Genomic DNA, 22,670 nt, shown 5'->3' on the forward strand with positions numbered 1-22,670 from the left:
GTCAAAGGGCGGCGAGCGCCGCTTCGATCATTTCGCGCAACACGGGCCGCAGCTTTGCGGCCCGTTTTTCGTCGACCCAGTTGGTGCCGTCACCGAGATGAGTTTGTTTGGCCAGCTCCATCTGCACCGCATGGACGTTGTTCTGCGGCTGGCCGTAGTGGCGCGTGATGTAGCCGCCTTTGAAACGGCCATCGACGATGTGGCTGAATTCGTCGTGGCGCACCGCTGCCATCGCGACGGCGCCGCGGATCTGCGGACTGCAGCTCTTGCCGTCGAACGTACCGATGCTGAGATCCTGCAAGGTGCCGTCGAACAGCCGCGGTATCTGGTTGTCGATCGAATGCGCGTCCCACAGCAGAACATGGCCATGCAGTGCGACCAGCCGGTCGAGCTGCGCGCGCAACGCGTCGTGATAGGGCCGCCAGTACGTATCGCGGCGGCGCGCGATCTCCGATGTATGCGGCTTGTTGGTGTAAAGCGGCCGTCCGTCGAAACATTCGGTCGGCACAAGGCCAGTGGTCGCGCCGGCATAGAGCGGGCGATCGTCGGGCGGGCGGTTGAGATCGACCACCAGCCGCGAATAGCGCGGCACCAAGGTCGTGGCGTTCAGCGCGGCTGCGAAATCGTAGAGCGCGGGCAGGTCCCAATCCGTGTCGTCGAGAATGCGCGCCACCGGAATTTCGCTGGGAATGTCGGTGCCGACATGAGGAAACGAAATCACCAGCGGTGCATCGCGTTCGGTGACGGTAACCACGTTCACGGAAGAAGGCCCGGCAGGAAACTGAGAAACGCGTCGTCGCGCACCAGCGTTGCGACTGCAGCGATGTCAGGGGCGAAGATCCGGTCGCGATCGTAGAAGCCGACTTGTTTGCGTACCAGCCCATAGGCGCGCTGCAAGGTCGGCGACGTATTCAGCGGTGCGCGGAAATCGATGCCCTGGCACGCCGCCAGCAATTCGATCGCCACGATGTTGGTCGTGTTCTCGGCCATGTCGGCAAGACGCCGCGCCGCGAACGTCGCCATCGAGACATGATCTTCCTGGTTCGCCGAGGTCGGCAAACTGTCGACCGACGCGGGATGCGCCAGCGATTTGTTTTCGCTGGCTAGCGCCGCGGCGGTGACTTGCGCGATCATGAAACCGGAATTGAGCCCCGGCTCGTTGACCAGAAAGGCCGGCAGCTGGCTCAGCGCCGGGTCGATCAGCAGCGCCAAGCGCCGTTCTGACAGCGCACCGATTTCTGCAACCGCGATCGCCAGCGTGTCGGCCGCCATCGCAACCGGTTCGGCGTGGAAGTTGCCACCCGACAAAGCTTCGCCCGTATCGGCGAAGATCAGCGGATTGTCGGTCACCGCGGTCGCTTCAATCAGCAACGTGCGTGCAGCGTTGCGGATCAGATCCAGCGCCGCGCCCATCACTTGCGGCTGGCAGCGAAGCGAGTAGGGATCCTGGACCCGGTCGCAGTCGAAATGGCTGGCGCGGATCGCGCTGCCGTCCAGCAGGCCGCGATAGCGCGCGGCGACGTCAATTTGTCCGGGCTGGCCGCGCGCTTCGTGCAGACGCGGATCGAACGGCGCGTCGCTGCCCAGCGCAGCGTCGACCGACAAGGCGCCCGCAACCATCGCGGCCGCGAACACGGATTCGATGCGCAACAGGCCTTTGATCGCCAGCGCGGTCGAAACCTGCGTGCCGTTGATCAGCGCCAGCCCTTCTTTGGCGCGCAACTGGATCGGCTCCAACCCGGCGCGCCGCAATCCTTCGGCGGCGGGAATGGTTTCGCCGTGATGGCGCACGTCGCCGAGACCCAGCAGCGGCAGTGACAGATGCGCCAGCGGTGCCAGATCGCCCGACGCACCGACCGATCCTTTTTCGGGAATGACCGGCAGCACATCGTGGTTGAGCAGTGCGCACAGCGCTTCGACCAGTTGCAGCCGTACGCCGGAATAGCCGCGCGCCAGGCCTGCAAGCTTGAGCAGCAGGATCAACCGGACCGCTGCGTCGTCGAGCGGCGCGCCGACGCCAGCCGCGTGCGACAGGATCAAATTTCGCTGCAAGGTCGCGAGCTGGTCTTCGGGGATCGTCTTGCTCGCCAGCAGACCAAAGCCGGTATTGATGCCGTAGGTGGTGCGACCGCTGGCGACGATCGTGTCGACGGTTGCGGCCGACCGTTCGATTGCGGCGCGATCGGTTGCGTCCAGCTCGGCGCGCACCGGCCCGTCCAGCGCGGCGCGCAGCAAATCATGTTCGAGTTTCATCGCGAAGCTTTCAAAGAGGGCAGGTCGAGCCCGCGTTCGTGCGCACATTCGATGGCGCTGTCGTAACCGGCATCGGCATGGCGCATCACGCCGGTGCCGGGATCGTTCCACAACACGCGTTCGAGACGCTTTGCCGCCGCGTCGGTGCCGTCGGCGACGATCACCATGCCCGCATGTTGCGAAAAGCCGATCCCGACGCCGCCGCCATGATGCAGCGACACCCAGGTTGCACCCGACGCGGTGTTGAGCAGCGCGTTCAGGATCGGCCAGTCGGACACGGCGTCCGATCCGTCCTGCATCGCTTCGGTTTCGCGGTTGGGCGAAGCGACCGAACCGCTGTCGAGATGGTCGCGTCCGATCACGATCGGTGCCGACAACTCGCCACTTGCGACCATGCGGTTGAATTCGAGACCGATGCGATGCCGGTCGCCCAGCCCGACCCAGCAGATGCGCGCGGGCAGGCCTTGGAACGCAATCCGCTCGGCCGCCATGTCGAGCCAGCGATGCAGATGCTTGTCGTCGGGCAGCAGACGCTTCACCGCCGCATCGGTCTTCTTGATGTCGTCGGGATCGCCCGACAAAGCCGCCCAGCGAAACGGGCCGACGCCGCGGCAGAAAAGGGGGCGGATGTACGCAGGCACGAAGCCGGGAAAATCGAACGCGTGTTCGAGCCCTTCTTCTTTGGCGACCTGCCGGATGTTGTTGCCGTAGTCGAGCACAGGAATGCCCGCGCGCCAGAAATCGAGCATCGCCTGGACATGCGCGACGATCGATTTACGCGCCGCCGTTTCGACCGACTTCGGATCGTGCAAGCGCTTGTCCTCCCACGCATCGACGGTCCAGCCGGCGGGGATATAGCCGTTGCGCAGATCGTGGGCGGAGGTCTGGTCGGTGACGACGTCCGGTTTGACGCCGCGGCGCACCAGTTCGGGGAAAATCTCGGCGGCGTTGCCGAGCAGGCCGATTGAGACGGCGCGCTTGTCTTTGGTTGCGCGTTCGATCCGCGCCAACGCGTCGTCGAGATCGGTCGCGACTTCGTCGAGATAACGCGTCGCCAGACGGCGTTCGATGCGGCTCGGTTGCGCTTCGATCGCCAGCATCGATGCGCCCGCCATCGTCGCCGCCAGCGGTTGCGCGCCGCCCATGCCGCCAAGTCCGGCGGTCAGAATCCATTTGCCCGACAGATCGCCGCCAAAGTGACGGCGGCCGACTTCGACAAAGGTTTCGTACGTGCCCTGCACGATGCCTTGCGTACCGATATAGATCCACGACCCGGCCGTCATCTGGCCGTACATCATCAGGCCTTTGCGATCGAGTTCGTGGAATCGTTCCCACGTCGCCCAATGCGGCACCAAGTTCGAATTCGCGATCAGCACGCGCGGCGCGTCGCTGTGCGTGCGAAACACGCCGACCGGCTTGCCCGATTGCACCAGCAAGGTTTCGTCGTCGTTCAAGCGGCGCAAGGCGGCGACGATATGATCGTAGGCGTCCCAATTGCGCGCCGCTTTGCCGATGCCGCCATAGACGACGAGATCGTCGGGCCGTTCGGCCACGTCGGGATCGAGATTGTTCATCAACATGCGCAGCGCCGCTTCGGTCTGCCAGCTCTTGCAGCTCAGCGTCGTTCCATGCGGGGCGCGGATGGTGCGGGCGTTGGATTTCATAAGAGACTCTCCAGCGAGTTTCCCTCTCCCCGTGGGGAGAGGGAGGGGCCCGCAAAGCGGGAGGGTGAGGGGGCTTTGTTCACCGACATCGCAGCGGCTCGCCCCTCACCCTGACCCTCTCCCCGAGGGGAGAGGGGATCCGAAACGGCCGACCAGCTGAAAGCGCTGGGCGGGATGAAACAGGCGGGCGTGGCTGACGACGTTGCCGCGGGCCCAGGTGCGGCGGACCAGAACCAGCAGCGGCTCGCCGGTTTTGATCTGCAGATATTTGGCGACGCGGCGATCCGCGGCTTCGGCGCGGACGATCTGCTCGCCCGCTTCGATCGCCGCGATCTGCAGCAGATGCGCGCTGGGCGTCGTGCGGGTAAAATCCTGGTCGAGATAGGCAGGCGCAAAGTCGGGCGCCACCCAACGCCGTTCGAATTGCAGCGGCTGATCGCCTTCCCAATGCACGACTTCGGAAAAGAACACTTTGCTGCCGGCCTCGCGTTCCATCGCGGCGGCTGCGTCGTCGTCGAGTTCGGTTTCTTCCAGCCGGATCGTTTCGGCGCGATGGGCGTGGCCGCGCGCGACGATTTCTTCGGCGACGTTGCGGATTTCGACCGGATGGCTTTCGGCGCGCGGTTCGCCGCCGACGAAGGTGCCGACGCCTTGCGTGCGCAGCAGCCAGCCTTCGCCGGTCAGTTCGCGCAGCGCGCGGCCGACCGTCATGCGCGCGACGCCGAATTCGCGCATCAATTCATGTTCGGACGGAATCCGGTCGCCCGCGCGCCAACGCCCGTTGCGGATACGGCGCAGCAACTGCGCTTTCACCCGGGCGTAGGCGGGTTCCGTCACGCGTGCAGCTCGGCAATCGCGCGGCGATAGTTGGCCGCGATGTCGTCACGCGCGACGTGGCTTCCTTGTTCGACCACGCGTTTTCCTTCGACCCAAACTTCGGCGACGGCGCCGCCATTGCCGCTGAACACGAAACTGTCGAGCAACGTGTCGCCGTCGCGCCCGACCAGAGTCGGATGATCGGGATCGAGCAGAACGAGATTGGCGCGCTTGCCGACCGCAATCTCGCCCAGCGGTGCGTTGGCCGACGCGGCGCTGCACGCAGCAGCACGGGTCCACAGAAACGCACCGACCTGGCTCGAGCCTTCGCCGGCACTCAGGGCGCGTTTCTCGTTGCGCAGGCGGCGACCATATTCGAACCAGCGCAGTTCTTCGACCGGGCTGGTCGAGACGTGGCTGTCGGATCCGATGCCGAACCGTCCGCCAGCAGCGAGATAGGCTTCGGCCGGGAAGAATCCGTCGCCGAGATTGCCTTCGGTCGACGGGCACAGCGCGACGACGGCGCCGCTGCGCGCGGTTTCGATCGCCTCGTCCTGCGTCATGTGCGTCGCGTGTACCAAGGTCCAGCGCGACGACAGATCGACATTGCGCTGCAGCCATTCGACCGGGCGCAGGCCCGACCAGGCGAGGCAATCGTCGACTTCGCGCTGCTGTTCGGCGACGTGGATGTGCAGCGGCAAGTCGGTTGCGGCGACGACTTCGTGCAATTGCGCCGCGCTGACCGCGCGCAGCGAATGCAGCGCGATCGCTTCGGGATGCAATTCGTCGACGACCGACAGAAAGGAATCGACGCTGTGCAGAAAGCGGCGCTGCCCGTGTTCGGGCGGCTTCGCACCGAAATTGCCGTGGCTGTACAGAACCGGCACCAGCGACAAGCCGATGCCGGTGCGTGCGGCGGCGTTGCGAATGGCGCGTGCGGTGATGGTCGGATCGGCGTAGGGGCGGCCGTGCGGGTCGTTCCACACATAGTGGAATTCGCAGACATGCGCGTAGCCCGCTTCCAGCAGCTCAACATAGAGCTGGGCCGCGATCGCTTCGATCTGGTCGGGATTCATCCGGTCGAGAAACCGGTACATCGCGTCGCGCCACGACCAGAAATCGTCGAGCCGCGCATTCTGCCGTTCCGCCAACCCCGCCATCGCACGCTGGAAGGCGTGGCTGTGCAGGTTGGTGGCGGCGGGAATCGCGACCAGCTTGCCGCCGGTCGTTGCGCGTTTGATCGACTCGATTTGGCCGTTGGCGTCTGTGGCGATGCCGACGTTGGAGGCCCAGCCATCGGCCAGGCGCGCTGCGGAAAAGGTGAGGTTCATGGTTGTCTAAGCTTGTCTAACTCGGTAGCTTGCGACTCTGCAAGCCGGGAATCTGATGACCGCAATCGATCTGCTTCTGACCGACTGCAACGTCGCGACCATGGACGGTCCTGGAGTCGGCGAAATCACGGATGCCGCGATCGCGATCGCGCAGGGGCGGATCGTCTGGGTCGGTCCGCGCCGCGACGCGCCGCAGGTTGCCACGACCGAACGGCTCGACGGACAGTGGGTGACGCCGGGCTTGATCGATTGCCACACGCATCTCGTCTTTGGCGGCACGCGCGTCGGCGAATGGGAAGCGCGCCTCGACGGGGAAAGCTACGAGTCGATCGCCAAACGCGGCGGCGGCATTCGCAGCACGGTGGCGGCAACGCGTGCAGCTAGCGACGATGAGCTACGTTCCAGTGCGCAGACGCGCCTCGACGCGTTGATCGCGGGCGGCGTCACGACCGTCGAAATCAAAAGCGGCTACGGGCTCGACCACACAACCGAGCTGCGCATGTTGCGCGTTGCGGGCGAACTGCAGGGCGCGCGGGTCGTGCGCAGTTTTCTGGGCCTGCACGCACTGCCGCCCGACGTCGCACGCGAAACCTATGTGCGCGACATGGTCGAAATCGTTCTGCCCGCCGCGCATGCGGAGGGGCTGGTCGATCAGGTCGATGCATTTCTCGAAACCATCGCCTTCAACACCGACGAAGTGACCGCACTGTTCCGCAAGGCCAAGGCGCTGGGCCTACCTGTCAAGCTGCATGCCGATCAGTTGAGCGACGGGAAGGGCGCGGCACTGGCAGCGTCGTTCGGTGCGCTGTCGGCCGACCATGTCGAACATACCGGCGCCGACGGCGTCGCCGCGATGGCGCGCAGCGGCACGGTGGCCGTGTTGCTGCCGGGCGCGTTCCATACGCTGCGCGAAACCAAACTGCCGCCGATCGACGAATTCCGCCGCGCCAAGGTGGCGATGGCGGTCGCGACCGACTGCAATCCGGGTTCGTCGCCGATGCTGTCTTTGCCGCTGGCGATGAACTTCGCCTGCGTGCGCTTCGGCCTGACGCCGTCCGAAGCGCTGGCGGGCGTAACGCGCAACGCCGCGGCCGCGCTGGGGATGGCGCACGAGATCGGCACGATCGCAGCGGGCAAGCGCGCCGATCTGGTCGCGTGGGAGATCGATCGTCCGGCCGAGCTTGCCTACTGGCTCGGCCTCACACGCGCGACGCGGCGCTGGATCGGCGGCACGGCTACCTGACCAGCTGCACCTCCATCGTTTCGCCGATCAGCGGCGCCGACGTGTGTTCGTGGATGATGCGCCAGCCGTCGTCGCGACGCTGCAAACCCCAGCTCAACCGGTTCTGCATGCTGCGCAGCGCGGTGCCGTCGCTGGCATAGGCGGTGAAGCTGGTGAAGGCATGCGCAACCGCAATGTCGCCGTTGCTGGTGATGCGCACCTCGTCGAACCGGACCTCGACCGTCTCGTCGCCCAGCGAGCCGAACCAGTCTTCGATGCTGCGCCGCCGCGCGGCGACGCCGTCATACGACCAGCGATCCCAAAGATCGAACACGCGCGCCTCGTCGGCATAGAGCGCCAGGAACGACGCTGCATCTTTGGCGCGGACGGCGCGCGCATATCGTTCGAACAGAGTCTCGATCATGACGGCAGCGAATCCGGCGTCGTTGCCACGAAGCTCGGTCGTTCACTGTGGCGCGTAAAATAGGCGCGCAAATTGGGTGCGTCTGCCAAGGCTGCGGCGCTTTCGGGCAAATGGTACAGGGGCGCCAGGCTGGCCAGCAGAATTGCGTCGGCAAAAGTGAAGTTGTTGCCGACCAGATGACCCGTGTCGGCGACCGCGCCTTCGAGAAGCTCGATCTGCTTTTGCATCGCCGGAACCGCCGCATCGATGCGGATCTGGTTGGGCTCGCGTTTTTCCAACCTGGCGAACACATATTCCAGCGCGTATTCGCGGATCAGTGCACGGTCGATGACGGTGTTGATCAGCGAGAACCACTGTTCCATCTGCGCCAGCCCGCGCGTGTCGGCGGGGAAGAGCGGCGCCTGCGGGAAGGTGCGTTCGAGATAGGTGGCGATCGCTTTCGACTCGCCGAGTTCGACGTCGCCGTGCCGCATCACCGGGATTTTCCCGAACGGATGGATGGCGGTGACTTCCGGTGCGTGCGGAAATACCTGGTGCAGCGTGTAGGCGAGCTGCTTCTCCTCGCACACGATGCGCACCGCGCGCACAAAGTTGCTGGCCGAGATGCCGTAGATCTCGATTGGCGCACCCGACCCTGTCATTCCGTTCATGCTTGCTGGCTCCGAGCGGGTCCTGCCGCAGCGTCGCCGCGGCTTCTGACCCAAGGACGTACGAGGGGGCGCGAAAGAGACTCAGCCGCCGGAAATATTTTCAGCCGTAGGGACGGACAGGAATCTGCCGATCCGGGCCGCAAACGATCCCGACCTGACCGTCTGGCGCACCGGTCCGTGGCCGAATCTGCCGCGCGACGCTTGGCTCTTCATTGAAGCCCCGCGGCAGCCTATGCAGTCCCCCTGGGAAACACGGGGCGAATGCCCGGATCAGGGAGAGGCCTTTGGCACATGAATCTCGGCGGCCAATGCTCAAGGCGAAAAGCCTCGAGCGCATCATGGCCGCCAACGAAGCGGGCACGCACAAGCTGAAGCGCGTGCTGGGTCCGTGGAATTTGATCGGGCTTGGCGTTGGCGCCGTGATCGGCGCCGGCCTGTTTTCCGTCACCGGCATTGCCGCTGCGGAGAATGCCGGACCCGCGATCGTTCTGTCGTTTTTGATCGCAGCGTTGGGCTGTGCCTTCGCCGGCATGTGCTACGCCGAATTCGCGTCGATGCTGCCGGTGTCGGGCAGTGCCTACACCTACGCGCACGCAACCCTGGGCGAGCTGGTTGCCTGGGTGATCGGCTGGACCCTGGTGCTGGAATATGCGCTCGGCGCGGCCAGCGTCGCGGTCAGTTGGTCGTCCTACGTCACCGACCTGGCGAAAAACTTTGGCCTCAACATGCCGCTGCAAATACCGCTCGGCATGATTGGCGACACGCCGCTGGTGATCGATCTCGGCGCGATCTTTATCACTTGCGTGTTGTCGCTGGTGCTGATGCGCGGCATTTCGCAGTCGAGCAAACTGAACATGGTGATCGTCGCGGTGAAGGTGACGATCGTGCTGGCGACGATTTGCGTCGGCGTGTTCTTCATCGACCCCGCCAACTACGTGCCCTTCATCCCGGAGAATACCGGCGAGTTCGGTCACTTCGGCTGGAGCGGCATTCTGCGCGCCGCCGGCATTCTGTTCTTCGCCTATGTCGGGTTCGACGCGGTGTCGACAGCATCGCAAGAAGCCAAAGACCCGCAACGGTCGATGCCGATCGGCATTCTCGGCACCCTGGTCGTTTGCACCATTCTCTATGTCGGCTTCGCGCTCGTGCTGACCGGCATGGTCAATTACAAAGTCATGCAGGGCGACGCGCATCCGGTTGCGACCGCGATCAACATGACGCCGTTCCCGATCCTGCAGATCCTGGTCAAGGTCGGCATCATCGGCGGTTTCTCGACCGTCATTCTGGTGATGCTGCTGGGCCAGTCGCGCGTCTTCCGCTCGATGTCAGTCGACGGTCTGCTGCCGCGCTTTTTCTCGGACATTCATCCCGAATGGCGCACGCCCTGGCGCGCCAACATGTTCGTGATGGTGTTCGTCAGCATTTTCGCCGGCTTCCTGCCGATCTCGACCTTGGGCAACATGGTGTCGATCGGCACCTTGCTCGCCTTCGTGATCGTCTGCGTCGGCGTCATGGTGTTGCGCAAGACACGGCCCGAATTGCCGCGTCCCTACCGCACGCCGTTTGTGCCGCTGGTGCCGATCCTCGGCATTCTCGTCTGCGGCGTGATGATGCTGGGTCTCTCGGGGGCGACCTGGGCTCGCTTGCTGATCTGGCTCGCCATCGGTATGGCCGTGTACTTCCTCTACAGCCGGCGCAATGCGAGCGCGCGCGACAGCGAACGCATCACGGCAGCTCTTGGTGAAGGTGCAGCAGAATGAAATCGATCCATACAGACAAAGCTCCGGCGGCTGTCGGCCCATACGCGCAGGCGATTGAAGCAGGCGGTTGGGTTTATACCGCGGGCCAAGTGGCCTTGAAGCCGGATGGAAGCTTTCTCGACGGCGACATCGAGGTGCAGACGACGCAGGTCTTCCAGAATCTCGACGCGGTGTTGCACGCAGCCGGCGTGACCTTCGCGAACGTGGTCAAGACGACGGTGTTCCTGTCCGACTTCAACGATTTCGCGCGCATGAACGCGATCTTCGAAAAGGCGTTCGCCGGTCACAAGCCCGCGCGTTCGACGGTGCAGGTCGCGCGCCTGCCGAAAGACGCGAAAGTCGAAATCGAACTGGTTGCCTATAAAGGCTAGTCGCGACCAACGCGCAGAAGCAGCGCGAGACTGATTGCTGAGAAGACGGCGCCGCAGATTGCGGCGCCGATCCAGCCACCTGCACCGACGCAGGCCGCCATCACTGGCGGGCCGAGTAACGATCCGCCGGCACCGAATTGCGTGAACAGCCCGTTGGCGATCGCCATGTTGTCACCGGCGACGCGCGGCTGCATCGCAAAGGCAAGGCCGGGCAGAATTCCCGACACGGCGTTCAACACGATCGCTGCGATCACGACCGACAGATAATCGGGGTGATCGCGGAATACCGCGAACAGCAATGCTGCCGGCAACAACAACGATACGGTCAACATCCACGTGGCGTCGCGCGGCCGGTGATTGTGCCAGGCCGCGACCAGCGCACCGCCCAACGTCGCAAGCGACGCGATGCCGGTGCCAAGCCCGGCCAATGACGGTGACGCGCCGGTTTGTTCGACGAGAAAGCTCGGCAGCAACGCCAGCAGGCCAACTTCGAACAGCGTGTAAGCGCCGAACCCAGCTGCCAGCAACCAGGTGCGTGCGTTCGGCCGTGCGCGCGCACGCATGCTGGCTTCGTCGGGATGCACGTCGCCCAGCAACAGCAACAAAGCGAGCAGCGCGATTGCGGCGATGACGCCGCCGCCGAACGAGGCGACGCGCCACGACGACAAATCGGCCGCGGCGCCCGCGAGCATCGCGCCCAGCGCCAGACCGACCGGGACGAAGCTGCTCCACAAAGCGAGCGCAACGCCGCGGCGTGCCGGTCCGGCGGTGCGGCTGATCAAGGGCGGTGCTGCGATGACGACGGCGAGATAGCCCGCTGCTTCCAGGACACGCCACGCCAGCAGCATCGCAACGTCGTGCGCGAAGGCAGCACCGATGCCGGCCGCCACGAAACAGCCGAGACCGAGCAGGACCGATCGCCGCTCGCCGATCCGGTGCAGCAACATGCCCGCGACCACGCCCAGGCTGGCGCCGCCGATTTCCAGCAGCGACACGAGCAGTGCCGCGACGGTCAGGCCCAAAGTCAGCTCGCGGTCGATCAACGGGACCAGCGCCGACATTTTTCCCAGCTGCGACGCCGCGATGACGCCGACGACGTAGAGAAGCCCGATGCGAATCCAATCGCTGTTCATCGATGCGCTTTTGGCATGGGACGGGCAGAGAAGGCACGCATAAGAAATACGCCATGCCCCAGGACCTGATCCTCTGCAGCGATGCGGCCCAGCTGGGACGGTCGCTGCGCACCTGGCGCAATCTGCGCCGGGTCAAACAGAACCATGCCGCCGAATTGCTCGGCGTCAGCCAGGCAACCATCTCGCGCTGGGAGAGCGGCGTGCAGGCGCCGATGCCCGACGAGCAGGCGGCAATCCGTTTGCTGTTGCAGGCGCGGCTGGACAGCGCCGCCGATCGCGAGCTGGCGCGTCTGGTGCGCGCTGCGAGCGGGCGCATGCATCTGGTCTGCGACTTGACGCACAAGCTGCTGGCTTATTCGGACCGGATCGAAGCCGACTGGCGCGTGCCGGGGCGCGAGCTGCTGGGCGTTTCGCTGTGGCGCTATGCCAGCGAAGAAATCATCGCCGCCGAAGCGCAGCTTGCGTCGACCGGCTGGTTCGAACCTGCGCCCGATGCAATCGAACTCTACACGCGCGAAAACCGCTCCGACGAAGTGCCGATCTTCAGCGGCAAGATGCGCTGGGTGCGCTTCCAACTATCCGACGGCTCGTTCGCGCGCCTGACCGAAACCGCGCTGCCGGATGGGTTCGTGCATTGACTCATGTCCCCTCTCCCCGAGGGAGAGGGCTAGGGTGAGGGTTCGTTGTGCGCGATGGGTGAGAGCGCGTAATCCTCACCCTCCCACGCGCTGTGCGCGCGGGTCCCTCCCTCTCCTTCGAGGAGAGGGGACTTATGTCAACGCACGCGCGCGCTCGCGCAGTTCGAACTTTTTGACTTTTCCGGTTGAGGTCTTCGGCAACGCGCCGAAGATGATGGTGCGCGGCACTTTGAACGCAGCGATGCGCGTGCGGCAGAAGTCGATCAGCTCGTCCGCGGTTACGTCGCGGCCGGGTTTGAGCGTGACGAAGGCGCAAGGCGTCTCGCCCCATTTCGCGTCCGGCCGCGCGACCACCGCCGCTTCCAGCACGGCGGGATGATCGAACAACGCATTCTCGACTTCGATCGACGAAATATTTTCGCCGCCCGAAATCACGATGTCTTTCGACCGGTCTTTGATCTCGACGTAGCTATCGGGATGACACACAGCCAGATCGCCGGTGTGGAACCAGCCGCCGCGGAAGGCGCGTTCGGTTGCTTCCGTGTCTTTGTAATAGCCGCGCATCACGATGTTTCCGCGCAGCATCACTTCGCCGATCGTGGTTCCGTCGGCGGGTACCGGCTGCATCGTCTCGGGATCCAGCACCGCGAGATCTTCCTGCAGGTGATAGCGCACGCCTTGTCGTGCTTTGCGTCGCGCCTGGTCGGCCGGCGCTTCCTGGTTGAACGCGTCTTTCCATTCGCTGACGACGCAGGGGCCGTAGACTTCGGTCAGACCATAGACATGCGTGACGTCGAGCCCGATCGACTGACAGCCCGCGATCACTGCGGCCGGCGGTGGTGCGCCCGCGGTCAGCACGCGCACGTCGCGCCCCAGCGCAACGCCGTTCGACGCGGCCAGCAACATCGTCAGCACAGTCGGTGCGGCACAGAACAACGTCACGTGGTTTTGTTCGATCGCGGTGCGGATCATCTGCGGATCGGGTTTGCGCAGACAGACATGCGTGCCGGCCAGCGCCGTTACCGTCCAGGGAAAGCACCAGCCGTTGCAATGAAACATCGGCAAGGTCCAGAGATAGACCGGATGCTGTCCCAACGACGCGGCCAGCACGTTCGCGACTGCGTTCAGATAGGCGCCGCGATGGTGATAGACGACGCCTTTGGGATTGCCGGTGGTTCCCGACGTGTAGTTGAGCGTGATCGCATCCCATTCCGAGTCCGGCCCCTGGCGCGGCACGAACGCTTTGTCGCCGCTGGCGAGGAAGGATTCGTAGTCGCGCGCACCGTCCTCGACCGCAGGCACCGCGGCGTCGCGAATGCGCACGATCGGAATGTCGCCAACGATTGGCGCGACGGTGGTGGCGAATTCGTCGTCGACCAGCAACAATGCCGTCTGTGCGTGACGGAGCTGATAGTCGATTTCGCGTGCACCCAGCCGGATATTGACCGAATGCAGCACCGCGCCCGCCATCGCGACGCCGAAATGCGCTTCGAGATGGGCCGGCGTGTTGGCAGCGATGATCGACACGACGTCGCCTTGACCGATCCCCGCCGCGTTGAGCGCGGCTGCAAGCGCGATGCAGCGCCGTTCCAACGTCGCATAGTCATAGGTGATGGCGCCGTGCCGGACCGCGATTCGTTCGGGATGCACCGATGCGGTCCGCCGCAACAGCGACAGCGGCGACAGCGGAACGTAATTGGCCTGCGTCTGCGGAAGATCGTCGAGCTGCATGGAATGAGCCTATGCGCGGCCATGGCTTGCATCAAACGGCTTCGGCATGGAGGCTGCGCCGCATGAACGCCCGCCTTGGCTTTGTTGCGTTGCTGGCGCTCGGCATTGGCGCCGCCGCACCGTCGATCGTATTTCCCGGCGTGCTGGGCGCGTTGGTGGCATCCGGTCGCTACGAGGGTGCGACGGCTGCCTGGGTCATTTCGGGCGAGCTGGCCGGCATGATGGTCGCCGCCGCACTGGTCGCATGGCTTGGCGCGCGCGTCGCGTTCCGTCGTGTGGCCGCGATCAGCGTCGTCGCCTTTCTCGTGCTCGACGTGGCGAGCGCAGCGCTGCCGTCTTTGTCGCTGCTCGTGACGTTGCGCGTGCTTGCGGGTGCGGGCGAGGGGGCGGCGATCGCGTCGATGGCGGCGATGGCCGCGTCGCTGACCTCGGCTGCGCGGTATTTCGCCGTGTCGGTCGCGTGCAACCTGGCCGCCAGCGCGGTTCTGCTGCGCGTCTTTCCGCGCAGCATGGCGTACGGCACCGGCGGCATTTTCCTTTTGCTGGCGGTGGTCGCGCTGCCCTCCTTGTTGCTGCTGCGCGCCTTGCCGGTGCCGGTTGCAGCGACTGCTGCCGCGGCGCCGCGCCTGCAGATTTCGCGCGGCGTCGTGCTGGCGTGCCTCTGCACCTTGTTCTTCTTCGCCGCGATCAGCACCGTCTGGTCGTTCGTCACCCTTGCGGCAACCAAGGCGGGACTGTCGTTCGACCAGTCGTCGCAAGTTCTGGCGCTTGCCACCGTTGCCGGCATCGCGACCGGGCTCGGTGTGTCGTGGCTCACCACGCGCGTGCCGCGACAGGCGGCGCTGCTAGTCGGCACGATCGGGCTTGCGGTGGTGATTGCGGTCTTTGCCGACGGCGTCACCGCGACGAGCTTCGCGCCGATCACGATGCTACTGATGATCGCCTATGTGTTCACCTTGCCGTTCTATTTCGGGACCATCGCCGCGCTCGATCGCAGCGGACGAGTCATGGCGTTCGCGATCGCGCTGCAATTCGCGGGGCTGGCAAGCGGGCCGGCGGTGGCGGCGGTGATTCTCGAATCATCGGGCCAGCTTGCGCGGGTCTTCTGGTTCGCCTGCGCCTTGTGCGTCGCGGCAGGCGCACTCGCGATCGGGTCAGGCGCCGCCAAGGATTTGGCCAAACACTAGGCCGCAGGCGGCCGGGGCGTGCCCGGCCTGCAACACCTCTGCTTTTCTGATTCATTCACTGATGAATGAACGTTGACAGGGCAAGGCGAGTAGAGGAGCGTCCCGGCCGTTACCGGCGCCAAACAGCCGGAACGCTGGGAGGAAACATCATGCAGCTCGTGTCGAGCCGGCGTTTGCGCCGGCTGCTTTGCGCATCCGTGACTTTTGCCGCGCTGACGACCGCCTGGAGCGAGGCAAGCGCGCAGGTCAACAATTCCGACGAGATCATCGTCACCGCACGCCGCCGCGAAGAAACGCTGAAAGACGTGCCGGTGGCCGTCAGCGCTTTCAGCGCCGCGAAGCTGGACCAGCTTGGCGCGACCGACATCACTGCGCTGCAGCAGTCGACGCCCAACCTGACGATGCAGGTCGCACGCGGCACCAATTCGACCGTGATCGGTTTCATCCGCGGCGTCGGCCAGCAGGATCCGTTGTGGGGCTTCGAACCCGGCGTTGGCCTGTATGTCGACGACGTCTATATCGCCCGCCCGCAAGGCGCGGTGCTGGATATTTTCGACCTCGACCGGATCGAAGTGCTGCGCGGCCCGCAAGGCACGCTGTATGGCCGCAACACGATTGGCGGTGCAGTCAAATACGTCACCAAAAAGATCGGGCCGGGCACCGAAGTCGAAGGCAAGTTCACGATCGGCAGCTATGGCGAGCACGATGAATTCGGTTCGTTCAAAACGCGCCAAGGCAATGTCGGACTCAGCATCGCGATCGCCAAGAACGATCACGACGGTTATGGCCGCAACCTGACGACCGGTGCGCAGCACTACAACAAAGACAACGCGGCCGGCCGCGTTGCGCTTGAGTTCACGCCCACCGACAAGATCTTCATTCGCGCCTCGGCCGACTGGATGCACGACATGTCGCGCCCGCGTCACGGCCACCGCGAAGTGCAGGCGCTCGACATTCTGGGCAAGCCGATTGCGGGCGGTGAAGTTCTGTCCGACGTCTACGCGACGCGCGCCGGTTCGGGCGACGAGAACAGCGTGATCACGCAGGGCGTGTCGTTGCTGGCCGAATATGCCGCGACCGACGCGTTGACCTTCAAGTCGATCACCGCCTATCGCAGCGGCCACACCGAAGGCACGATCGATTTCGACAATCTGCCCGCGGCAATTCTCGACGTGCCGGCGAAATACAACGATCACCAGTTCAGCCAGGAACTGCAGGCGGTCGTGAATCTCGGCAAGCTGACTGGCGTTGCCGGCTTTTACTACATGAACGGCACGGCGGCTGGCGCCTTTGACACGGTCGTGTCGCAGATCGCCACCACCACCGCGACGGCGGGTTTTGTCGATACGACCAGCTATGCCGGCTTCGCCAATTTCAGCTACGCGGTGACCGAACAGCTGTCGCTCGAACTGGGCGGCCGCTACACGCGCGACGAAAAGACGGGCAGCGTCTATCGCCAGAACTTCACCGGCCTGCGCAGCCCCCTGTTCGGCAACAACGCGGCGATCCCGGGTCTGCTGCGGTCGAACTTCACCAACAGCAAAGACTTCTCGAAGTTCACGCCGCACGCCAGCGTCAGTTACAAGGTGACGCCGGACATCACGACCTACGCGTCGTTCAGCCGTGGATTCAAGTCGGGCGGCTTTGACATGCGTGCCGACGTCGTGCTGACGCCGAACTCGGTCAACGGCTACGCGCCGGAAACCGTCGACACCTACGAAGTCGGCGTGAAGGGCAACTTCCTCGATCGCCGTTTGACGGTGAACGCAGCTTTGTTCCACTCGTCGTACAAAGACCAGCAGGTGACGTTGCAGACGCCGGTCGGCGCGTCGATCGCCAGCCAGGTGATCAATGCGGGCAAGTCGACCATCGAAGGTGCCGAACTTGAAGCGGTTGCAGTGTTGGGACCGCAGCTGACCGCCAATCTTTCGGTCGGCTATGTCAACGCGTCCTTCGACCAGTATCTGGCGCTGGATCTGACGCGCACGCCGCCGGTGACGCGTGACTTCGCAGCCGAACGCAAGTTCCAGAACACGCCGCGCTGGAACGGCAGCGCCGGTCTGACCTTCCGTCAGCCGGCCTGGAACGGCAGCAACTTCACGCTGTCGCCCACGGTCTCGTATCGCAGCAAGATGTACATGTTCGAAGTCCCGTCGGCGCTCGACCAGCCCAGCTACTGGCTGTTCAACACGACTGCAGCCTGGACCTCGGCCGATGAGCATATGCGCATCAGCATCAACGCGCAGAACATCACCGACGAACGCTACCGGGTCGGTGGCTATAACTTCCCGACCTCGGCCGGCGTCTTCTTCGGCAACTCGGTCACGGCGTATTACGGCCCGCCGCAGACCGTCACCATGTCGCTGGCGTTGAAATTCTGATCGTCGGACGGCGGTCCCGCAGAACGAGTTGCCTCGGCAACTCGTTCTTCCTTTTTGCTGGCCCGTTTTTTCCTGCGGAAAAACGGGCTGGACCGCCGTCGCCCTTTTTGAGATGCCGTACCGCGTGACCACACGCAAAAAGACTGTCCGGGCCCCGGCCAAGGTCGCTGCCCGCGCGAAAAGTCCGTCCCCCAAAGCCAGCGCGCTGGCGTCCAAGCGCGCGGCGCAAAGCGAGCGGACCCGCACCCGCATCCTCGACGTTGCCGAAGAGTTGTTGGGCCAGCACGGCTTCTACGGCACGACGATCCGCGAAGTTGCACGCCAAGCCGAAGTCGACACCGCGCTGCTGCATTACTATTTCGACAGCAAGCAAGGTCTGTTCGACGCGGTGTTCGAACGTCGCGCCACCATCATCAATAGCGAACGTCTCGACGCGCTCGACGCCTATGAAAAGCGTGTCGGCAAAAACGTCGAGGTCGAAGGCGCGATCGAAGCGTTCCTGAATCCGATCCTCGATTGGATCGCCAAGGGCGGGCAGGGATGGCGCAACTATTTCGCCATCGTCGCGCAGGTGAACGCGACGCCGGTTTGGGGTACGGCGGTGATGGTGAGGTATTTCGATCCTGTCATTCAGCGCTTGATCGCGCTGGTGCAGAAGGCGTTGCCCGACGCTGAACCGGTCGATCTCTATTGGGCCTATCACAATCTGTCGGGCGCGCTGACGCTGACGCTCGGCACCACCGGCCGTATCGATCGCCTGTCGAACGGCCTGTGCAGATCCGATGACGTCGAAGCGTTGCGTGCGCGCATGATCGCCTATGCTGCCGCCGGCTTTCACGCTGTGTGTGAGCCACAACCAAAGAAGCCGAAAAAAAAATGAGCAGCACGATGTTGGAAGCGACGAAAGAGCCATCGCGCCTGTATCGCGGCTGGGTGCTTTTTGCGCTGTTCATCGTCTACATGTTCAACTTCATCGACCGCCAGATCATGGGGATCTTGGCAGCGCCGATCATCAAAGAACTGCAGCTAACCGATTCGGAATTCGGCTGGCTGATCGGAACTGCGTTCGGCTTGTTCTACGCGTCTCTCGCCGTGCCGATTGCCTGGTTCGCCGATCGCTACAGCCGTGTATGGATCATTACCTTGTCGTTCGGCGTGTGGAGTCTTTTCACCGCCGGGTGCGGCATCGCCGGCAACTACTGGCAGATCTTCGCGGCGCGTCTCGGCGTTGGCGTTGGCGAGGCGGGTGGCGCAGCGCCTGCCTATTCGCTGTTGTCGGATTATTTCCCGCCGCGGCAACGCGCACGCGCGCTGGCGCTGTATTCCTGCGCGATCCCGATCGGCAGCGCGTTCGGCGTGTTGTTCGGGGGACTCATCGCCGCCGCAATCAACTGGCGTATCGCGTTCGTTGTGATCGGCATGAGCGGCGTGATCCTGGCGCCGATCTTTCGTCTCGTGGTGCGTGATCCGGTCCGCAGTGCCTACGAGGTGATCAAAGCCCCTGCGGCGCCGTTCATGGACGTGCTCCGTACCGTGGGCCGCAAGCCGTCCTTCTTCTTTCTATCGTTCGCCGCATCCAGCGGGTCGTTGCTGGGTTACGGCCTGATCGGTTGGTTGCCGACCTTCTTCCAGCGAAGTCACGGCATGACGTTGCGCGAAGCCGCGATCTTCTATTCCAGCATCCTTTTGTTGGGCGGCATCGGCGGCATTTGGCTTGGCGGCTGGTTGGGCGATCGCCTCGGCGCGGCACGAAAGAGCGCCTACGCGCTGATCCCAGCCGCCGCGGCGTTTCTCTCGGCGCCGCTTTTCTTTGTCGCCATCGCGTCGACATCGCAGGTGACATCGTTCCTGCTGTTCCTGGTGCCGCAGGCGTTGAGCCTGGTCTGGCTCGGTCCGGTCATTGCAGCGGTGCAGCATCTTGTACCAGCTACGATGCGCAGCACCGCGTCGGCGATCTTTCTGCTGATCAACAACATGATCGGGCTTTGCGTCGGTCCGTTTTTCTTCGGCCGGGTGTCCGACCTCCTGAAGCCGTCCTACGGTGCGGAATCGCTGCGCTACGCGTTCCTGATCGGACTTGGTTTTTACGTGCTGAGTTCGCTGTTGTTCTGGCTTGCCTCACGCAGGCTCGATCGCGACTGGTACCGTCCGGCAGGCTGATCCCCGCCGATTTTGCGCCCCTATGGGCGGGGTGTGACGTTGCGCCAGGGGCGGGTTCAGGGTCCGTTCACCCTTTTGTCAATATCTGGAGAGGAATGTCTGCAGCTCCAACGGGCTCGCATAGAGGAATCTGATGTCCCACTCACACGACGCTTCGGTTGCGGCCGACAGCCCGGTCCATGTTCGCATCGGCGTCGCCAATCTGACGCGCCAGGCAATGATGGGCGTGGACATTACCGGCATCGCGAACGGCCTGATCGAAGAAGCGACGCGCAATCCGGACAATGCAGGCGCGCTGATGGATCTTGCGATCGTGGCGCAGCTCGGCGGCAACCAAGAGGCCGGGCTGAAGATTCAGAACGACGCGCTGGAGATCGGGCGTCTGTTCCGCATTCCGTCCCAGGTCGCATCCCCACGTCTGCGCGTGCTTGCCATTGCCGCGGCGTCCGATATCGGCGGCAACACGCCGATCGACTTCCTGCTCCATGGCAGCGATATCGAACTCTACATGCTGTATGTGGTGCCGGGCTTACCGCTGCCGCAGCCGATTCCGCCGCACGACGTTGCGGTCGTGGTTGCGTCGCCCGACAAGGCGACCGCGGCGTTGGAAGAAATCGAACGTATGGTGCAGCAGTGGCCATGCAAAGTGCTGAATCCGCCGCAGAACATCGCGCGGCAGGATCGCGATCGTCTGTTCCACGTGCTGCAAGGAATCGACGGTTTGCGGATTCCGTCGACCGCGCGCGTGACGCGTCAGCAGCTGATCGACTTCGCGGCGACCGGAGCCAATCTCGGCGCGCTGCTGCCCGACGGCGCTTTCCCCCTGATCGTTCGGCCGACCGAATCCCACGCCGGCCGCGGTCTTCACAAGCTGGACCAGCCGTCCGACCTGGTTGCCTATCTCGAAGGCCGCGACGAACAACATTTCTTTCTGTCGAGCTATCTCCATTACGCAAGCGCAGACGGCATGTTCCGCAAGTACCGCATCGTGCTGATCGATGGGCGGCCGTTTGCGTGTCACATGGCGATCTCCGATCAGTGGAAGATCTGGTATCTCAACGCCGAGATGGCCGAATCCGCGGACAAACGCGCCGAAGAGGCGGTGTGGATGGATTCGTTCGATGACGGCTTTGCCAAGCGTCACGAACACGCGCTGGCGCAATTGGCGTCGAAGCTCGGCCTCGAATATGTCGCGATCGATTGTGCCGAGCTTCCCGATGGGCGGTTGCTGGTGTTCGAAACCGACAATTGCTCGATCGTGCACGACATGGATTCGCCGGAGATCTTTCCCTACAAGGTCCCGGCGATGCGGAAATTGTTCGACGCCTTCGTGGCGATGATCGGAACATACAGCGCGCGCGTTGCCACTCGTGCAGCCTGACAAGAAACCGCGCCTCGACGCGCGCGCGTCGAGCGCGGATCTCGGCGCCGACGGTACGCTCGATCCGGCCGACTGGTCGGTGCTGCGCGCGCAAGGGCACCGCATGCTCGACGACATGTTCGACCATCTGGCGTCGTTGCGCGCGCAGCCGACATGGCAGCCGCCGCCCTCCGACGTTCGGGCGCGATTTCATGCGCCGTTGCCGCTTGCGCCGCAATCTCTCGATCAGGTTCACGACGAGTTTCGTCGTTTCATTCTTCCCTACGGATCCGGGAATTTGCATCCCGGCTTCATGGGATGGGTGCAGGGCGGCGGCACGCCGGTCGGCATGCTGGCCGACATGCTCGCGGCTGGATTGAACGCCAATCTCGGCGGTCGCGATCACATGCCGCTCGTCGTCGAGCAGCAGATCGGCGAGTGGGTCCGGCAGATTTTTGACTTTCCGGAGGACGCGAGCGGTCTGTTCGTCACCGGCACGTCGATGGCCAACCTGATCGCGGTTCTGGTTGCGCGGACTGCAATTCTGGGCGCCGGCGTGCGCGCGTCCGGAATCGGTGCGCGCGGCGCCGGCTTGCGCGCCTACAGCTCGTCGGCCGTACACGGCTGTGTCGCACAGGCGATGGATCTAGCTGGCTTCGGATCGTCTTCGTTGCGGCGGATTGCGACCGATCGGTCGCAGCGCATCGACGTCGAAGCGTTGCGCGCAGCAATCGCCGCCGACCGGCGCGAAGGGCTGGAGCCGTTTCTGGTGGTTGGCTCGGCAGGCACGGTCGACGTCGGTGCGATCGACGATCTGCAAGCATTGGCTGCAATGTGCCGCGAGCAGGGGCTGTGGTTTCACGTCGACGGCGCGTATGGCGCGTTGGCGATGTTGTCGTCCGAACTTGCGCCGCGTCTTGCCGGCCTCAGCGAAGCGGACTCGATCGGATTCGACTTCCACAAATGGGCCCAGGTTCCGTACGACGCCGGCTATATTCTGGTGCGCGACGGCGATCGTCATCGAGCCGCGTTCGCAGCACCGGCAGCGTATCTGCGCCGCGAGACACGCGGGCTCGCGGGCGGTTCGTTTTGGCCCTGTGACTATGGACCGGATCTGTCGCGCGGCTTTCGTGCGCTGAAGACGTGGTTCACCTTGAAGGCCTACGGCACCGAACAGCTTGGTGCCGTGATGGCACGAAACTGCGCGCTGGCGCGATATCTCGAGGCGCGCATCAACGCGCTGCCCGAACTTGAGCTGCTGGCTCCGGCGCAACTCAACATCGTCTGTTTTCGCTACCGCGCGGAGTCGGCGGACGAGGTCAATGCAGAGATCGTCGCCGACCTCCAGGAATCCGGCATTGCGGCACCGTCCTCGACGATGATCGACGGAAGGTTTGCGATCCGCGCGGCGCTGTTCAACCACCGGACGCAGCAAAGCGACGTCGACAATATGATCGATGCGGTGCTCCGGTTTGGCGCGGAACGCGTAGGCAAACACCGGCTTTTGGCCGGTTGAGGTAGCGCCCGCCGTCCGAAACGCTTGACCGGCCTGCGTGCCCATGGCACCCGCATAGAAATGGAAACCACCG

19 protein-coding genes are annotated in these 22,670 nt (G+C 64.2%); 10 read left to right on the forward strand and 9 right to left on the reverse strand.

Going from position 1 to position 22,670, the window contains the following annotated elements:
* Position 1 precedes the first annotated feature (1 nt).
* From hutG to TMPK1_RS01015, 5 genes are all read right to left on the reverse strand, one after another.
* Positions 2-760, reverse strand: coding sequence for an N-formylglutamate deformylase (gene hutG, locus TMPK1_RS00995; protein ID WP_420240862.1), 759 nt, complete (start codon positions 758-760; stop codon positions 2-4).
* A complete protein-coding gene (gene hutH / locus TMPK1_RS01000) occupies positions 757-2,253 on the reverse strand; it encodes a histidine ammonia-lyase (RefSeq protein ID WP_420240864.1) in 1,497 nt (498 codons plus the stop codon). The genes hutG and hutH overlap by 4 nt, the downstream gene beginning before the upstream one ends.
* The gene (gene hutU / locus TMPK1_RS01005) at positions 2,250-3,917 is read right to left on the reverse strand and encodes a urocanate hydratase (protein ID WP_420240865.1); all 1,668 of its coding nucleotides are present in this window, start codon (positions 3,915-3,917) and stop codon (positions 2,250-2,252) included. Before hutU ends, hutH begins: the two co-directional genes overlap by 4 nt.
* A gap of 105 nt (positions 3,918-4,022) precedes the next feature.
* Positions 4,023-4,754, reverse strand: coding sequence for a histidine utilization transcriptional repressor HutC (gene hutC, locus TMPK1_RS01010; protein WP_420240866.1), 732 nt, complete (start codon positions 4,752-4,754; stop codon positions 4,023-4,025).
* Positions 4,751-6,064: a formimidoylglutamate deiminase gene (locus tag TMPK1_RS01015; RefSeq protein ID WP_420240867.1), complete on the reverse strand. Its 1,314-nt coding sequence runs from the start codon at positions 6,062-6,064 to the stop codon at positions 4,751-4,753. Before TMPK1_RS01015 ends, hutC begins: the two co-directional genes overlap by 4 nt.
* A gap of 55 nt (positions 6,065-6,119) precedes the next feature.
* On the opposite strand from TMPK1_RS01015, the gene hutI reads away from it, so the two are divergent.
* Positions 6,120-7,307, forward strand: a complete 1,188-nt coding sequence (gene hutI, locus TMPK1_RS01020) for an imidazolonepropionase (RefSeq protein ID WP_420240868.1) — start codon at positions 6,120-6,122, stop codon at positions 7,305-7,307.
* Here the strand turns inward: hutI and TMPK1_RS01025 are convergent.
* A complete protein-coding gene (locus TMPK1_RS01025; RefSeq protein ID WP_420240869.1) occupies positions 7,300-7,710 on the reverse strand; it encodes a YybH family protein in 411 nt (136 codons plus the stop codon). The two genes, hutI and TMPK1_RS01025, sit on opposite strands and share 8 nt — an antisense overlap.
* Positions 7,707-8,360 (reverse strand): glutathione S-transferase family protein, encoded by a 654-nt coding sequence (locus tag TMPK1_RS01030; RefSeq protein ID WP_420240870.1) that lies wholly within the window; start codon positions 8,358-8,360, stop codon positions 7,707-7,709. Before TMPK1_RS01030 ends, TMPK1_RS01025 begins: the two co-directional genes overlap by 4 nt.
* Before the next feature lie 308 nt (positions 8,361-8,668).
* Here TMPK1_RS01030 and TMPK1_RS01035 point away from each other — a divergent pair, with 308 nt between their 5' ends.
* Both TMPK1_RS01035 and TMPK1_RS01040 read left to right on the forward strand, forming a co-directional pair.
* Positions 8,669-10,120 carry an APC family permease gene (locus TMPK1_RS01035; RefSeq protein ID WP_420240871.1) on the forward strand — a complete coding sequence of 484 codons (1,452 nt, stop codon included), beginning with the start codon at positions 8,669-8,671 and terminating at the stop codon, positions 10,118-10,120.
* Positions 10,117-10,491 carry a RidA family protein gene (locus tag TMPK1_RS01040; protein ID WP_420240873.1) on the forward strand — a complete coding sequence of 125 codons (375 nt, stop codon included), beginning with the start codon at positions 10,117-10,119 and terminating at the stop codon, positions 10,489-10,491. The genes TMPK1_RS01035 and TMPK1_RS01040 overlap by 4 nt, the downstream gene beginning before the upstream one ends.
* Here TMPK1_RS01040 and TMPK1_RS01045 read toward each other — a convergent pair.
* Entirely contained in the window at positions 10,488-11,624 is a 1,137-nt protein-coding gene (locus TMPK1_RS01045; RefSeq protein WP_420240874.1) for an MFS transporter, read from the reverse strand. The two genes, TMPK1_RS01040 and TMPK1_RS01045, sit on opposite strands and share 4 nt — an antisense overlap.
* A 53-nt stretch (positions 11,625-11,677) precedes the next feature.
* On the opposite strand from TMPK1_RS01045, the gene TMPK1_RS01050 reads away from it, so the two are divergent.
* On the forward strand, positions 11,678-12,262 hold the full coding sequence (locus TMPK1_RS01050; protein WP_420240875.1) for a helix-turn-helix domain-containing protein: 585 nt from the start codon (positions 11,678-11,680) through the stop codon (positions 12,260-12,262).
* Positions 12,263-12,394: 132 nt separating this feature from the next.
* Here the strand turns inward: TMPK1_RS01050 and TMPK1_RS01055 are convergent, their stop codons facing one another.
* Positions 12,395-13,993 (reverse strand): AMP-binding protein, encoded by a 1,599-nt coding sequence (locus tag TMPK1_RS01055; protein WP_420240876.1) that lies wholly within the window; start codon positions 13,991-13,993, stop codon positions 12,395-12,397.
* Between the two features lie 62 nt (positions 13,994-14,055).
* On the opposite strand from TMPK1_RS01055, the gene TMPK1_RS01060 reads away from it, so the two are divergent.
* From TMPK1_RS01060 to TMPK1_RS01085, 6 genes are all read left to right on the forward strand, one after another.
* The gene (locus tag TMPK1_RS01060; RefSeq protein WP_420240877.1) at positions 14,056-15,180 is read left to right on the forward strand and encodes an MFS transporter; all 1,125 of its coding nucleotides are present in this window, start codon (positions 14,056-14,058) and stop codon (positions 15,178-15,180) included.
* A gap of 149 nt (positions 15,181-15,329) precedes the next feature.
* Positions 15,330-17,561: a TonB-dependent receptor gene (locus TMPK1_RS01065; RefSeq protein ID WP_420240878.1), complete on the forward strand. Its 2,232-nt coding sequence runs from the start codon at positions 15,330-15,332 to the stop codon at positions 17,559-17,561.
* Between the two features lie 124 nt (positions 17,562-17,685).
* A complete protein-coding gene (locus TMPK1_RS01070) occupies positions 17,686-18,441 on the forward strand; it encodes a TetR/AcrR family transcriptional regulator (protein WP_420240879.1) in 756 nt (251 codons plus the stop codon).
* Complete coding sequence (locus TMPK1_RS01075) at positions 18,438-19,721, forward strand: spinster family MFS transporter (protein ID WP_420240880.1); 1,284 nt, start codon at positions 18,438-18,440, stop codon at positions 19,719-19,721. The genes TMPK1_RS01070 and TMPK1_RS01075 overlap by 4 nt, the downstream gene beginning before the upstream one ends.
* Positions 19,722-19,854: 133 nt before the next feature.
* On the forward strand, positions 19,855-21,102 hold the full coding sequence (locus tag TMPK1_RS01080) for an ATP-grasp domain-containing protein (protein WP_420240881.1): 1,248 nt from the start codon (positions 19,855-19,857) through the stop codon (positions 21,100-21,102).
* Positions 21,092-22,597 carry a pyridoxal phosphate-dependent decarboxylase family protein gene (locus tag TMPK1_RS01085; RefSeq protein WP_420245598.1) on the forward strand — a complete coding sequence of 502 codons (1,506 nt, stop codon included), beginning with the start codon at positions 21,092-21,094 and terminating at the stop codon, positions 22,595-22,597. Before TMPK1_RS01080 ends, TMPK1_RS01085 begins: the two co-directional genes overlap by 11 nt.
* The last annotated feature ends 73 nt before the right edge of the window (positions 22,598-22,670 follow it).

The sequence above is a fragment of the Roseiterribacter gracilis genome (assembly GCA_018332375.1).
Classification (GTDB): Bacteria; Pseudomonadota; Alphaproteobacteria; order BOG-932; family Roseiterribacteraceae; genus Roseiterribacter; species Roseiterribacter gracilis.